Source organism: Desulfuromonas acetoxidans DSM 684 (assembly GCF_000167355.1).
GTDB lineage: Bacteria > Desulfobacterota > Desulfuromonadia > Desulfuromonadales > Desulfuromonadaceae > Desulfuromonas > Desulfuromonas acetoxidans.
Window position 1 is genome coordinate 1 of record NZ_AAEW02000006.1, and the last position, 16,333, is coordinate 16,333.

Below are 16,333 nucleotides of genomic sequence, written 5' to 3' on the forward strand. Positions count from 1 at the left end.
AGGACGTTCCCATACGTCTCGCATCTGCACCGCCCTCACACCTTGATTCAGCTATCATACACATTGAAAAAAAAAGCGCAACACTTTTTAGTTTAAAATACTATCTAATAATAATTACTATTTCTGCAGAAAGAAAAGACGATCTTTCAATATGGCATCATCTAGTTCCATCAATATTATCGATAATTTACCTTAGAACCGTCTCCCGTAGAAGATCCTCTTATACTGCTAACAATATTATTACAAGATCATAACAATCTTCAATTTACTCATAAGGACAGATCGTTTTTTTGAATTGGACTTGGTCTGACCAAGGCGCTATCTTCCATCGTATTTCATTCTGCCTACTATAGATTTTCCCTATAGTAGAAACGTACACAATCATGGAAGAAGGAGAGAAACATGAAGAAACACCGTAACAACCGTGTTGTTGTCGGTGGGATCAGCGCACTGCTATTGGCAATGCTGTGCGCCTGTTCTCAACCGGGAACACAACTGGACGCGACGATCCCCCAGATCGCTGACGCCCAATCTGTTGGCTCAAGCGCTTGTCTCGACTGTCACGAGGAATTGGGACAGGCCTTTGAACACAACATCCACAATTTGTTGGCCGATTTTGAATATCTGGCCAACAGTATGGACAATCAGGGCTGCGAATCCTGCCACGGACCGGCCAGCCAGCACATTGACGAAGGGGATACGGAAAAAATCCTCAGCTTTGGCTCGCTCAATGCCGCCCAGGCATCAGCGATCTGCCAAAACTGTCATACCGAGGGTGAAACCATGGAGTGGAACCATTCCACCCATGCCGCTTACGGCATCGGCTGTACAGACTGTCACACCGTCCATGACGATGGCGCCAACAAAGCCATGCTCAGTAAACCGGAAGACGAGCTGTGCTACAGCTGCCATCAGGATGTGCGTGCAAAGATGCACATGCCCAATCATCACCCGGTAAAAGAAGGCAAAATGGGTTGCAGCGACTGTCACAACCCTCATGGTAGCCAAACCCGCCCCATGCTGCGTACTGACGAACGCAAAAACGAGCTGTGCCTGACCTGCCACATGGATCAGTCTGGGCCGTTTGCTTTCGAACATGCGCCGGTCATGGAAGACTGCACCATTTGTCACAACCCCCACGGCACTGTGGCTGACAATCTGATTAAACAGAGTGAGCCGTTCCTGTGCCTGCAATGTCATGAGCTGCATTTCCATACCAATTTCCGTCCAAACACGGACGCATTGGCTGAATATGCGCAGTATGCTTCGGATTCGGATCCGGCAAAGGCTGCCATTGGCAACAGTGCTCAGGCCATCCTGAACAAAATCACCGGTTCAGGCATCGATGACAAACATGCCATGCAAATGGCCATGATGACGCGTTGTAGTCAATGTCACCCAAGTGTCCACGGTTCCGATCTGCCCTCTCTCTACACCCCGGGCGGCGGTAGCCGTTTGACGCGATAGCCAACAAGGAGGCCTGTAATATTATGAAACAGTTACGTACCTATGTTTTGTTGGCATCCATCGCGGTCCTGATGATGGCAACCAGCGGCTTTGCAGCCGACTGGTCAGAAGCATCCATCAATCTGGGCTACACCGGAGTCAGCAGTGATGACAGTCTGAATAAAACCGCCGAATATGAATCTATGGATTCTTCCATCGGCGGCGGTCTTGAACTCGATGTCCGCCAAAACGGTGTCGGCATAGAACTCGAAGGTCAGTACACCGACGAAGAAGAGAGTGAAGGATCAGCCCGTTTCGATATCAAGCGAGTGCTGCGGGCAAAGTACAACTATCAAAAGTTCATTCATCGCTTACGCCATGACCTGCTGTTTGAGGACAAACCGCATCTGTCGGCAACGGCGGGTACTCCCGGTTACGGCAGCTTTGAACCGAGTATCAATGCCGGTGGCGAACACGATATTTACGATGGCATCATCGCAGCCAATGCGGTTCCTCTGCTGACCGAAGCAGGAACCGTCGGCCTCGAAGGTCTGCAAACTGCAACCTTTAACGATCTGGATCAGGGCCGCGACTACATGATTGAGCGTCGCAAGCATGAAGCCAGTGCCAAACTGCAACTGCCGGCATTTCCCTACCTGGTTCCTGAAGTGAAATTCAGCCATGAGGAAAAACACGGCTGGCAGCAAACCACGCTGATGACGGGTCAATGCACACCGTGTCATACCGTTGCCGTTGGTCAGGAGATCGACCAGACCACGGAAGAAGTCAGCATCGGTGCCACCTTTAAAATGGCCGGGCTGACCGCCAGCTATTTCCACACCGAGCGCGAATTCGACAACCGAAGCGACGACTATGCGCACGAAGGTCGCGTCGACAATGACTATTACTACGACGATATCGCCAAACCCTATTATGACCGTTTGCTGTTCGAAAACGAGTCCCAGGAAATCGGTATCACCGCAGACATTGAAAAGAAAATGGATACGGTGAAACTGCGCTACGATGCGGCCGGCGCAACCACACTGTACGGCAGCTATGTCAGCGCTGATACGAAAAACAATTACAACGATCTGGAATACGATTCCGACACCCTGTTTTTCAGTGCCAGCAATCGGAGCATTGCCGGGCTGCGTCTCAAAGCGTATGCCAAGCAGTATGAAATCGACAGCGATGATCTGTATGTGGATATGACGTCATACACGGCTGATACTGAGATCGTGTTTGGTGCCGACACCATTCCGGTATCTGACTTCAACTACAACCGTCCTTCCAGCGCCAGCCGCGACGTCTTCGAAACAGGCCTGGATGCGTCTTACGTCCTCGGTGCCGGTACTATGCTGACCGGAGCCTATACGTATAAAGTGGTCGATCGCGATAACGGCAACTACAAAGAGTATGACAGTAGCCTGCGCGATGAAGCTTACCTGGACGACGAAGAAACAACCTATAATACCTTTGAGTTGGGCATCAGCTCACGCCCGATGTCTTCGGTCAATCTGCGTGCCAAATACACTTATGAACACGCGGACACTCCGTTCAGCTTCAGCAACGGTTTGGGCTACAACGATTTGAATCAATACGGTTGGACCCAACTGATGGACAGCGATCCCGATCCGCTGGACATGACCACCAACTCACCGTTTTATGAAGTTCTGCGCAGCTGGAACCGCACGACCTCCGGCAGCAATGTCGCTGAAAACCATCATCAGTTCAAAGCCAGTGGCACCTGGACCCCCAACGACATTTTCTCGTTGAGCGTCAACGGCCAATACACCTTTGAAGAGAATGATGAAGCGTATAATGATTGGGAGAACAACAGTTGGAATGCCGGTGTCAGTATCTTCATGATGCCGACCGAGAAACTGACGTTCAGCGCTGGTTATGATTACCAATACGGTAAAACCACCAGCAAATATGCCACGGCACTTTATGTCGGTTGTTTCTCGGAAAGTATGGGCGAACAGATCGCTTCGGTTTATGACAATGTCGATTACGACACCACGGCTCAGGTGCTCTACCTGTCCACGACGTATCAGGCTACGAACAAGCTGACTCTCAGTGGTGACCTGACCCTGACCAAAGCGGAAGCATCTGCCGACAACCCCAACTTTGGCGACAATATCTACTATGAAAACTATGTGGATTACGTCTTGTCCGGCATGTCGGAAGAGGACTATCTGGCCTATCTCGACGCCAATGATCTCCCTTACACCCAGACCATCATGATGAGCTACCTTGATTACAGCGGATCGGATGATTATTCCGATCTCGATTATGAGACTCTGGACCTGACCCTGGGAGCGGAATATCGCTTCAACTCGGCATTGACTCTTGCCGTCAGCGGTTTCTACCGCTGTGTTGAAGATGGTGAAGCCTACCTTGGTGATGACTATGATGGCGAACTTTACCTGGTGAACACTTCGGTAAGCTATCGGTTCTAGGCACGTTGCCTCGCCTGGAACAAAAGCCCCCGTTATCTTTGGATGACGGGGGCTTTTTTATGCACCAACGGTTCTCTCTCGCAGAAATTCAAGGTAGAATAAAGAATCGTCGTGTATTCAAGCCGACCTTCATCAACCCTGAGAACACTCAAGGAGCCCACGGTGCGCCCCCTTCTCTTTATTTTTTATTGTTTAATCTTCACTCTTGTCTGTTCCCCATGCTGGTCCGCTCAGGAGAACAACGGCACCGCTGCCGGAGCTGTTAGTGAACAAACATCCACACCCTCGAGCGAAGCAGCCGATGCCTCACCACAGGCGACGGTATTCCCCGGCGTCTCTGAGGTGGTTTCACGCCTGGCAACACTGAACAACAACACGGCGTCCACCTCAACACAACTGGATGAGATAACGGCGCTGGAACAAACAAAAGACAACCTTGACAAAGTGATGGAGCGTCAGAAAACCCTTGATCAACGGCTCAAGGAGTTGGGAGATCCGGAACAATGGAGTTTTGAGCGACTTCTGGAAACACGCAGTGTCCTCGTTGGTCAGCTCGGCAATCTCAAAGCGATCTTTGAAACACTTTCTACAAAATTAACCACCCTCGACAACCTGCGCAACCAATGGCAACAGCGCAAAATTTTTTGGGTGGAATGGAAAGCTTATCTGACAAAAGAAAACACCGAGTTTCCCGCAGCAGAATTCGACCGTGCTGACGAAAAAATCGCTGCACTGCTCAAACAAATTGCCGATGCCAGCGGCAAACTCATTGCCGTACAACAGCAGGTGGTTCTGATTCAGGACGGCAATGAAGCCACCGTGCGTCATATCGATACAGCATTAAAAAATCTGCGCTCACAGATTTTCAAGAAAACCGCCCGATCCTTTGCCAGCAGCACCTTTTATGCGCAGTTCAACACCGAACTCAATCAGCAGGTCAAAGACAATTTCAATCTGGTGCAGTGGTACCGCACAAGCTATCTGCATGACTACTGGTGGGTCACGGTGATGCAGTTAATTCTGGCTCTGGTGCTGGCGGTCAACCTACGCAAGCATCGTAAAAAGGATGATGCATCCCAATGGAACATCCTGTTCCGTCATCCCTGGGCCGCCGGTTTATTTGTCGCCTTTGCCACCCTCAGTCCACTGTATAAGGCACCGCCCTTAGCATGGACTTTTTATCTGCTGGTGATCAGCGTCATTGCCGCCAGCATCCTCGTGGCCGGGATTGTACCGGAACGTCGCCACGCCATGCTGGTCTGGCTATTGGCCTTCATCTATCTGATCTCCATGTTTTTACAGGTGATTGGCCTGCCGTTACCGTTTTTACGTCTTTACCTGGTGGTCCTGTCCCTGATCGGCATTCCTCTGCTGGCCCGGATGTGCCTGCTGAGTCGCCGCAACAAAGACTCCTGGCAGCTGATCATCGGACAGCGCATCGGGATTATTGTGTTAACCATTTCCCTAATTGCTCAGCTCGGCGGTTACAGTACCCTGTCCTTGCGTCTGGTCGACTCGGCCATCAAAACCGTCTTTGTGTTGCTGATGGTGTATATGGTCATGCGCCTCACTCAAGGCGGTATTGACTATCTCCTCGGTCACCCGTGGGTGCAAAGCTGGAAGTTTTTCAAGATTTTCGGCTCCCGCCTCGCCCGCCGCATCAATCATTTTATCGTCGGCGCACTGTTCATTTACGGCATGCTCTATACCGTACAGATCTGGGGCGGCAGTGACAGCGTAACCACCACCTGGTTGGCGGTCAAAGATTTTGGAGTCACCGTTGGCGAGGTTGAGCTGACACTGAGCACCGTGATCATGGTGGTGATGATCATGTACCTGGCGTTCAGTCTCTCCTGGTTCATGCGTTCGTTGTTTGATGTCGAAATTGTCGGACCGCGCTATATGGATAGTGGCTTGCGCGATTCCCTGAAAACCCTGCTCCACTACATCATCATCTCCTGCGGCCTGTTACTGACGCTGGGATCCCTGGGCATCGGCTTGCAAAGCTTTGCCGTCATTGCCGGTGCCCTCGGTATCGGGATCGGATTTGGTCTGCAGAATATCGTCAACAACTTTGTCAGTGGCCTGATCCTGCTGTTCGAACGCCCCATCAAACTCGGTGACCGGATCATTCTCGATGGGGAATGGGCGATTGTCCGCAAAATCGGTCTGCGTTCCACAGTGATTGAAACCTACAACCAGGCGGAGATCATTGTCCCTAACAGTCAGCTGATTTCCGAAAAGGTCACCAACCTGACTCACAGCAATTCACGGGCACGGATCACGATCGATGTCGGTGTTGCTTATGGGGAGGATATTGAACGGGTGCTAGCCATCCTCAAAGAGGAAGCCAAAAATAATCCAACCGTTCTCAAATACCCGGAGCCGTCGCCGTTGTTCGTTGCGTTCGGGGCCAGCTCTCTGGATTTTAAATTACGTATCTGGTTGGAAAATTTTGACCAGAGTCTTGATGTGAAAAGTGATCTGAGTGTTGCCATCTACAAACGGTTCGATCAGGAAGGGATCTCCATCCCCTTCCCGCAACGCGATCTGCATTTACGCTCCGTGTCGGACAACGTCTGGGAAAAATGGCGCGGTCCTAAAACACCGGTCAATTCAGAACCAGCGTTTCCAGTGGAAAACGACCATCAAGCCAACACCGATAACCAGCAGGCAGAAACAGAACAGCAGGAAGGCGACAGCGGAATGCGCCCCGGGGATACCACCGAGATTGACACCGAACAAACCGGTGAAAAAGGATAACGGCAGAAAAATCGCGGCAAAGATATTGATAATATACATTCGAGCGTTGAGCTGGTCGGAAACTTGCGCCTGCAATTCCTCCTGAACGATGACAGTCCGATCGCGCACTGCATCCAGATCCTCCATGTGGCGTTGCAACCGGTTGCGGATCTCTTTGAGATGCATCAGGGTCCGCTCGTTAAACCAGCTGGGAGGCTCAACAGATAAGTGCGATAAGGCATCGCGTTGCGGAGCCAGATAGCGGCGTGGCGTGACCACACGCCGCCGTAAATTGGAGATGGCCTCACGCCGGCGCAAATGATCTTCAGCAAGGTCGCTTTGTTCGATCAACTCCACCTCATCTTCATAATCATCAATCATCTGACTGACATACCATTCCAAACGATCACACAGTTCTGAAAACAGTCCTTGGGTGGTTTTAGGACCACGCCCCTGGACAAACTGTTGCTGAATGTCCCGGATGGACGCCATAGGCTTATTACTCAAGGTGATGATCCGGTCAGGGTCCAGCCACACCCGTAGCGAGACCATATCCTCCATCGCTTCGTCAGGATTTTTATTAACCCCACGCAAACCAACGAGAGCCCCCTGATCAAAAAGAGCGACTCGCGGACGGCTGTCCTCAGCGGTCATCGCTTCAACCACAAGGGGATCAAGACTCTGGCGTGTCAACCACTGCTGAATCTGTGCATCTTCATAATCACAATGCACCCAGACTTGATCGTGGCTGCGTCCGTTCTGCAACAGAGCCCACTCAAGAACTTCAGCCCCGCCATTGCCATCGAGATGTCTGGCAAAATGGAATCCTTGCGGTTTCTCGTTGATAGACATACGTTCTCCAGATAGAGGGAAATATCTATTCAAATTACCCTGTCGTCTGAAAAAGGGCAACTGCCTCACGCCTTTTCCCGCCCATCCAACAAAGCCCATGACAAACAGATGATATACCAAAACGTGTAGTAAATATGCTAATATACGCCGAAACGGACATTCATTTTAGCCTGCTGTCAAACCACGCAGATAAAAATCGGCTCCTAGACACAATCTCAAGCATCATTCTTGAGACATTACAGTCCTCAAGACGGTTACCCATCCCGAAAGAGCGCCAATGAAAAAGCTTTATATAATTATCCCATTTTTGATGATGGGGCTTTTCCCTCCAGCACCATGCCATGCAAATGAGATACTTGAAATCGGTCTGTTTCAGGTAGAATTGCTTGCCCCTGGAGAATCAGCATCAACAGCTAACGGCATGTCTATTACTGGAACCACCGTCTGGACTGAAGAGCAAAAAACAGCCTTAATCTCCTCTCTGGACATCCTGAACCTGTCATTGGCTAATTCTGCAGCTCGTCCAGTTCGCATCGCCATGGCCTGGAGTGACAACCTCCCTCAACAAATCCTCGGCAACTCCGGAAGTTCACATTTTCTGTATCCCACAAGCGGAGAGTTGAAAACAACGGCTGAAGCTGCATGGCGCGATGGTGATCCAACCGATTATGCTCCCGGTACTGCTGATATCGCTATCAACTACAACAGTGCGTTCGATTTTCATTATGGTAAAGGACTGCCGGGGTATTTTGTTGATTTCCGATCGGCCGTCACCCATGAAATTATTCATGGATTGGGAATCACCTCAGGTTATTCCCAAAGCAGTGGATTCTATGGGGTCACTCGCTGGAGCAGCTTGATAGAAGATAGTGATGGCAACCGGGCAGAATACAGAACATTAGGGACCCCAAATCCTCTGACTGTTCTCGGCCCACAAGGAACGTTATTGTGGCTGGGAGACTATGCCAATGCAACCCACGGCGGACCGGTGCCGATCCAAACGTTTGTGGATGAGTTCCTTCCAGGCTCCAGTATGGTCCACCCCGCGCCCATGGGGGAATTAATGAGCTGGACAGGAAATTTTGGAGAAAAATCCCGCGCGCCCAACAAGTTACTTTTGGACATGTTCCGTGACTTGGGTTGGGAGATCAATATGGACTTCTACAATTCCTTTGGTCCGACCTCCTATCTTAATAATACGACCCTTGAAAGTGCAGAAGTCTTTCTGTCTGACTATGATTACAGCTATGCCTTCTACGTTAACGGTGACAACAACGAGATTGTGCAAAGTGGCGTGTTGGAATCGCGCGGCGACTTTTCAGATACACTTCGCCTGGCCGGCAGGAACAATACTCTAGAGGTTATAGGTAGCCTCACCGCCAAGGGTGATTATTCTACCGCACTTTATGCGGTGGGTGAGCAAAACCACATTCAAGTCTCCGGTAACATAACAGCACAAGGAGAGGACTCGGTCGGAATCTACCTCCCTCAATGGTACTACTCATACAATACCCTTATCTTATCTGGAGCTACCATACAAGCAGAGACCGCCGTGTACTCCCCTTATGCAAATCCACTCTTCATCCTCAATGATTGCCGGATTAACGGAGACATCATCACCGATACTTTTTCCGGGGTGGCATTTGGCGGCATATGGGATTTTAATACAGACGAGGTTATCTCTTTAGTCCCTGATTTCAGCTTCCGCTTTGATGATGACATCATCGGCAATTGGATCGGTCATCTTGGCACCGGAGAACTCAGCCTGAATGGCAATGCTGAATTTTCGTCACTGACCATTCATGAACCGGCGACCCTTAAAGGCACCGGCACCATTTATGGCCCTGTCATCAATTACGGGACTATCGCCCCAGGTAATTCAATTGGCACCCTGTCGATTGACGGTAACTACACGCAGCTGGCAGGTTCTGTGCTGGAAATTGAAGCCGGAGGGGGTACAGCGGACCTGCTCCAGGTTTCCGGCACGGCCATTATCCAAGGTGGCAACTTAATGGTGATCCCTGAGGGGTATCTGACCAGCGGCAACTACACCATCCTTGAGGCCAATGCGCTACAGGGGACATTCGATGACCTCTTAAGTCCGGCCGTGTTCTCTGTCGCTTTCGACGACACGGCGATCAACAGCCTCACACTGGATATTGCCAGAAACAGCTATGCCTCTCTGGCGGCAACAGCTGATCAGATCAGTCTTAGCCAGACTCTGGATGCCATCCGTCCAAATGCTAGTGGTGATACGGCAGAGATCCTTAACACCATAGATGGCTTAACGCTACCGGCCTTACATGGAGCACTGGATGACCTGCTGCCGCGTTTCCATAATTCAGTGACCGGCGCGTCTCTGGACGCAATTCATCAACACAGCGCTCTTCTTGCTCAACAAATCGATTCAGAGCTGAGCCCGCAACTGCAGCGCCATGTCTGGCTGCGCCTTGTTGCCGATAACGCCCGCTACGAAGAGACCGCGCACAGCCCGGCGTTTCGCGCCAAAACCAACGGTCTGATGATGGGGATCGAGCAGCAGATCGCCTCTGGGTTGCGGATCGGCATGGCCGGAGCCTACAGCAACGCGGACCTGCATGAACTCGATTTCGCCTCCACAGCAGACCACCTGTCATGGGACGGCTATCTGTATGCCCGTTGGGATGACGAAGTAAAAAACGGGGGCTGGTTTGCCCAAACCATCCTCAACTCCGGAACAGACAGCTACGACACCAAACGCACCATTGCCTTTCTTGGCCGTCAGGCGAAAAGCGAGCATGATGCTGGCCATGGTTCACTCTCCGGCCATGGGGGCTACCGCTTTACTGTGGATTCATGGAGTATTATTCCATCGTTCGGTTTGGAGTATCTGTGGTTGCAGGAAAACGCCTTTAGCGAACATGAGGCGGAAGGAGCATCCCTTCACGTCAGCAGCAAAGATTCACAACGCTTTTGCAGTCAGACAGGATTAAAGATCGAGCACTCTTCTACCTTCGAAGAGATAAGGCTGGTCAGTCAATTGGCTGCGCTGTGGAATCATGCCTTTGATGATGAAACTGAGCACACCCAAGCCCAGTTGATTGACAGTGAAGAGCATTTCTCTATTCAGGGGCGTGATAGCGCACAAGACAGCGTTGAATTGATCCTGGCGCTGCATGCCATTTTCGTGAACGGCATCACGACCCGACTGGGTTATCAACGCACGCTTCAGAAGCATGGCGGCTACCGCTCCAGCCAAGTGAATTTTGGTCTTGAGTGGGCATTATAGATATTCAACAAATTATCGGTTTGAGTAACGACGTAACAGATGATGCCGAACAGATTATTGAAAAAGTCCCATCCTGGGCCTTTTCAACAGCCTATTAAAAGTGGATCATAATCCCGGCATAGGGTCCGGAAAATTCCAGATTCACATCCACATCCGACTCATCCACGACCAGATCAAAATAGCGGTACCCGGCAAACAGGCCGCCATGCTTCAGGGGCAGATATTCCAATTGGACATTGGCGTCAAACAGGTGGTTTTCGTCATATTCAATATAGCCAGCACGTCCAGTCAAAGCGATATGTTCTGTCAAAGCGATGCAGGTGCGAATCCCTAAGGTGGGCAACGGAGCGATCACGGAATCGTTTTCATGGATACCGGCAGCCTCGTCACTGAACTCAATTTCGATATCCGCCAGTTTGATGGCAAATTCAACACCAAGACGAAACGGCGTCGGCACTTCTTTCATATTAATCAGGTAAAAAGTGTATCCGACATCGTACAGGTCGAATTTGACATCACTGGAGACATGATCACCAATACTAAACGCCTGACCATTATAATACCCGTCAATAGTCAACAGACTGTCACCTGAAAACTCAATCGGCAGATAGGAAAAACTCAACTGGGAGCGTTCCCAATTCAGCGACAGTTCACCGAGCATGTCACGGCTTTCATCCCAATCCAGATCATCATCGATATCCAGAGATGTATCGAAAGTGGAGCTGCTTCCGGCAATATCACCACTCGGTTTGAGCATCTGGTAGCCAGCACGTAGCGAAACCGATGTTTCAGCCCACACTGAACCGGTGAAAAGCACGCTTGCAAAAAGGATAAAAGTGATCCGTGTTAACAGGGCCATCAATGCCTCCAACTGTTTTCCGCCAGTAATAAGACGGGATTTATCTCCAGACGTAATTATAACTCATGTAGTTGTAATTACGTTCTAGTTTCAACCACTTACACTGCAATCGGTATACCATTATCGAATGATGATTCATATTAGTATAGGCTTACGCGTAGCTAACATTAGAGGGAAACTAGAAAAATGACCGAGTTTTTCTCATGAATCGAATAGGTGTTACTTAGAATGGCATAAAACCGAGGCTTAAAAGAGATTTGACAAAAAAAGAAAAACTCAATGAAGGAGCATGATTAACGATAGGAAGTAATAAAATTAAACACCTCCGGCAAAAATATTTTTGCCGGGGAATGAACAGCATTGGGCAGGAAAGAAAATTATGTCGACAAAAGAGGCGGTTACACCACACATAGTGTCGAAATAACCACGTTACGGCCAAATCACCACTGGGTAATGGCGTACTTTTCAAGACGGTAAAGTAGCGTATGTCGCGGAATACGCAAAAAGGCTGCAGCCTGGCTTTTATTTCCCCGACAGTAACGCATGGCCTGGATCACCGCCTGACGCTCAAGCTCTTCGAGGGAGTAGCCTTCCGGCGGTAATTGAAGCACGGATGAAGATTCTGACGAACGACTTTTAATATGGGGAGGCAGGTCATTCAGGTCAAGCTGATCGTTGTGACGTAAAATAAGCATTTGCTCGACAACATTATAGAGCTCGCGAACGTTCCCCGGCCACGCATATTCGGCAAGGCCCTCATATAACGTTTGTGCGATCTGTACACCGCGCCCCTGGGGGTGGTGGGTAACAAAATGATCGACAAGCAAGGCAATATCATCACGGCGCTCACGTAACGGAGGCAGCGTCAACGGCACAACGGCCAACCGATAATAAAGATCCTGTCGAAAACGCTGTTGGCTGATCTCCTCATGCAAGTCGCGATTGGTGGCCGCAACCAATCGCACATCAATGCGGCGACTCTGTCCCCCCAGCGGTTCGATCTCTTTTTCCTGCAACGCACGCAGCAACTTAGGCTGCAAAGCCAGCGGCAATTCGGCGATCTCATCGAGAAACAACGTCCCACCATGGGCCAACTCAAAACGTCCCTTCTGATCTTTAATTGCACCGGAAAATGCTCCTTTGACATGACCGAACAACTCACTTTCCAGTAAATTTTCAGGAATTGCTGCACAATTTATGGCGACAAACGGTGCCATGCGCCGCGATGACACCTGATGAATTTGACGCGCCACAAGTTCTTTACCGGTACCGCTCTCACCAGTAATCAGCACCGGAGCCTGGCTCAACGCCACCTTATCCACCTGATCCAGCACCTGACGCAAGACCTCAGACTGGCCAATGATCGGATGTGTCGACTCCTGACGTTGCAACACTTCATGCAGTTGGGTGTTTTCGCGCCGCAACGCCCGATATTCAAAGGCACGCGCGACAGCCAGACGCAACTGTTCACCGCTGAAGGGTTTGGTCAAATAATCATAGGCGCCACTTTTCATGGCACCGACAGCCTGTTCCACCGTGCTGTAAGCGGTAATAATGATCACCAGGGTTGCAGGAGACTCCGCCAGCACTTTCTCAAGCACCTGATAGCCACTCATCCCCTCCATCCGCACATCCGTAACCACCAAGGCCGGTTGATGATGGCGAAACAGCGGCAGCGCTTCCTCACCACTGGCAGCGGTCAAGACCTGATAGCCCGCCTCCTGCAGGGTGAATTCAATGACCCGGCGCATTGAAGCATCATCGTCAACCAATAAAACGGATTCAGACATGGTCATTCTCCTGTGTCGGGGTCAGATCAGCCAGGGGTAAGCGTAATTCAAAACAACAGCCCTGTTTCGGCAGACTTTCTACCATAATGGAGCCCCCATGATTGTGTACTATCCGCTCGGTAATCGCCAAACCAAGCCCAGTTCCTTTGGATCGGGTGGTATAAAACGGCTTAAAGATTTTTTGCCGTTGCTCCTCAGTCAACCCCGGACCGGTATCACAAAAACGCACCACCGCCCTATTCTCATCCGTTGTCGCCAGAATGGAAAGACAACCGCCTTCACCCATGGCTTGCAAGGCATTAAGAATCAGATTAAGAAATGCCTGTTTGTACTGGCTGGCATCACCGGCAACGGAATTGGCCACGTCAACGTCAACATCAACAGCCACCCGGTTTTTACGGGCTTTGACAGCCGTCAACTGAACGACGTCATCGAGGATCGGGGCCAGAGAAAATTGCTGTTTCTCCATTGAGTCCGGACGGGCATAGCGCAGATAATTTTCCAGAACCTGATTGAGACGATCCACCTCATTGATCAGAATCGTAGTAAATTCGTGATAGCGATCTTCCGTACTGAAAGCTCCCTGAAGGATTTCCGCCGTGCCACGAATCGAGCCGAGCGGATTGCGAATCTCATGGGCCAGCCCGGCGGAGAGTTCACCGAGGGTGGTCAGACGGTCAGCCTGGCGCAACTGTTCTTCTATCTCGAGAATCAGGTCCGCCTGCTGACGCAACTGATCGTAGCTCTCCTGCAACTGTACGGCGGTTTCTTCAGCCCGCAAACGCTGGGCATGTTCCTTGGCCATCAAGGTTCCGGTGAGAGCGCCGATGACGTTATACATCATGATCTCCAGATAGCGCTCAGGAGCCGTCCATGGCAGATGGCCCCACTGCATCAGCACATGGGGCAGATAAGCAATGGAAATAAACACCGATGTGCCCAATCCGCCACGCACACCAAACCAGACACCACCGAGAACAATGGGGATATAATAAAGGCGCCGATAGACATCATGGAGGTGGGAATGGTGGGTCATTGTTGTGTAATGCAACGATGAAATGCCCACCACCAGGATCAGCAGTAAGATCACGCGAAAAGATGTTTTTTTCCACACCATAAGATTATCCTGAAGTCTTTGTAGAATATTCTACAGTTTAACGCAGCATCACCACTTGTCCATTTGTGGCGATGGAGTAGTGGTTCGCAACACGCAACTCATCGCACAGGCCAACTGCACCCTCACTCATTTTTGGTGCGCACATGACGTGGGCTGGGCTGCTAAATAACCCGCAGCCGCAGGGTGGGCACCGGCCACCCGTTAGATCGGTGCCACGGGAAAAATAGAGCGAGCCGCAGGCCTATTATCAACGTTTTACGCCAAAGCTGATGACGCGCTCGATTCGCCGACCTTGCAGACGGTTGTAAACCGTCTGTGGAGCCCATGGACGGGCGACCACCATCAATAGATGGTATAAGCAAGACGGAAATCGCATTTTCGGCTTGCGTTATTGGCAAACACAGGAGGTGTTTGTCCAATATTCTTATTGTTGCGGCGAGCCGAATCTGTGAAGCATCACAGAAACCGACCCAGTGTCGGTTGAGCTAGGTTCAGGAGAAGTTCAGCCGGCTTTTGCATCCTTTTGGGCGGCTTGCCAAAAGGATGTCGCCTGCCGGGGCGAATCCCGGCGACCTTGACTTTGATCTTCAGTGGTTCATCAAGTTGAGCCAACTTCTCCAGCGAACCTCATCCGTTCGCGTTGTTAGTCCCCACGTGACGTGGGCTTCCGCGCCCACACGTCGGGTCCCTTTTGCGTCGTCAAAAGGAACCGAAAAACGACTCCCGACCATTGCGCCCTAACGGGTTCCCTCACTCCACTCGCTTACACCGTGATGTCGGCAAGAACTCGGTCTGTGTCCCACAGCCCTCAAACATTTGCCGACGACCATCACAGCGACGCTCCTTGCGTTCGGCGCTACTGAACGGGAGGGCTGGGCGGCGAAATAACACGCTACCGCAGGGTGGGCACCGCCCCACCCGTTTAACCGGTGCCACGAAAAAGATGGAGCCAACCGGCTGATTGTTATCAACGTTTTACGCCAAAGCTGATGAGGCGCACGATTCGCCGACCTAAAGGGCGGCGAGCCGAATCTGTGAAGCATCACGAAAACCGACTCATTGTCGGTTGATCTAGGTTCAGGAGAAGTTCAGCCGGCTTTTGCATCCTTTTGAGCGGCAAGTCAAAAGGATGTCGCCTGCCGGGGCGAGTCCCGGCGACCTTGACTTTGATCTTGGTTTTTCTGTGGTCCGCATCATGGAACCAATTGCTCCGGCGAACCTCATTCGTTCGCGGTGATGGTGCCCACGTGACGTGGGCTTCCGCGCCCGCACGTCGGGTGGTGTGCAAGCTACATAATTTTATTCGGGTAACACCGTCTTAAAAGTAAATACCCGCTTCTGGCCATCAACCAGCATACTGCCGACGGTAAAGGTGTACTCACCCGGAGTCGCCAGGGTCACATCAGCACCAAAATGCCCCTGCATTCCCATCAGTTTGATTGCCGGAAGCTGTTGCCCGGTCGGGAGAGTCACTTTCACCGCGACGGAGCCCTGGTCGAGATTCGCGTCCGTGGCCTGATCATGCAGCATCACCATAAAGTGATGGGTGGTGGTCATGCCCGCTTCAGACATGGCTTGGCGGACATCCTTGAGGTGCGCCATGGCGGTCACGCCGTGGATCTCCTGTTGGCCGAGCATCACTTCATTACCGGCCATCTGCATACTGTCCATTTTCATACCGACATGCTGTTCCATGCTGTCCACTTTCGTGGTATTGCCTGCGCAGCAATCGCTGGCAAACGCAACCATGGGCAATGCGAGAAAAACTAACAGCATCAACGTCATTTTTTTCATCAT

8 protein-coding genes and 1 pseudogene are annotated in these 16,333 nt (G+C 51.0%); 4 read left to right on the forward strand and 5 right to left on the reverse strand.

The window, feature by feature from the left end; all coding sequences use genetic code 11:
• The first annotated feature begins 402 nt into the window (after nt 1–402).
• The 3 genes and pseudogenes from DACE_RS05735 to DACE_RS18650 form a co-directional block, all read left to right on the forward strand.
• The gene (locus DACE_RS05735; protein WP_005999194.1) at nt 403–1,467 is read left to right on the forward strand and encodes a GSU2203 family decaheme c-type cytochrome; all 1,065 of its coding nucleotides are present in this window, start codon (nt 403–405) and stop codon (nt 1,465–1,467) included.
• 23 nt (nt 1,468–1,490) lie between these two features.
• Complete coding sequence (locus DACE_RS05740) at nt 1,491–3,908, forward strand: GSU2204 family CXXCH-containing (seleno)protein (protein WP_005999196.1); 2,418 nt, start codon at nt 1,491–1,493, stop codon at nt 3,906–3,908.
• Between the two features lie 1,902 nt (nt 3,909–5,810).
• Nucleotides 5,811–6,428: pseudogene (locus DACE_RS18650) on the forward strand (mechanosensitive ion channel family protein); the annotation flags it as partial.
• Between the two features lie 96 nt (nt 6,429–6,524).
• Here DACE_RS18650 and DACE_RS18655 read toward each other — a convergent pair.
• Nucleotides 6,525–7,502, reverse strand: a complete 978-nt coding sequence (locus DACE_RS18655; RefSeq protein WP_005999199.1) for a zinc transporter ZntB — start codon at nt 7,500–7,502, stop codon at nt 6,525–6,527.
• A 277-nt stretch (nt 7,503–7,779) separates the two neighbouring features.
• Between DACE_RS18655 and DACE_RS05750 the strand changes: the two genes are divergently transcribed.
• The gene (locus DACE_RS05750) at nt 7,780–10,770 is read left to right on the forward strand and encodes an autotransporter outer membrane beta-barrel domain-containing protein (RefSeq protein ID WP_005999202.1); all 2,991 of its coding nucleotides are present in this window, start codon (nt 7,780–7,782) and stop codon (nt 10,768–10,770) included.
• 94 nt (nt 10,771–10,864) lie between these two features.
• On the opposite strand, the gene DACE_RS05755 is transcribed toward DACE_RS05750, so the two are convergent.
• The 4 genes from DACE_RS05755 to DACE_RS05770 form a co-directional block, all read right to left on the reverse strand.
• Entirely contained in the window at nt 10,865–11,629 is a 765-nt protein-coding gene (locus DACE_RS05755; protein ID WP_005999204.1) for a porin family protein, read from the reverse strand.
• A gap of 440 nt (nt 11,630–12,069) precedes the next feature.
• Nucleotides 12,070–13,419 (reverse strand): sigma-54-dependent transcriptional regulator, encoded by a 1,350-nt coding sequence (locus DACE_RS05760; RefSeq protein WP_005999207.1) that lies wholly within the window; start codon nt 13,417–13,419, stop codon nt 12,070–12,072.
• Nucleotides 13,412–14,536, reverse strand: a complete 1,125-nt coding sequence (locus DACE_RS05765; protein WP_005999209.1) for a two-component system sensor histidine kinase NtrB — start codon at nt 14,534–14,536, stop codon at nt 13,412–13,414. Before DACE_RS05765 ends, DACE_RS05760 begins: the two co-directional genes overlap by 8 nt.
• Before the next feature lie 1,299 nt (nt 14,537–15,835).
• Nucleotides 15,836–16,333, reverse strand: a complete 498-nt coding sequence (locus tag DACE_RS05770; RefSeq protein ID WP_005999211.1) for a hypothetical protein — start codon at nt 16,331–16,333, stop codon at nt 15,836–15,838.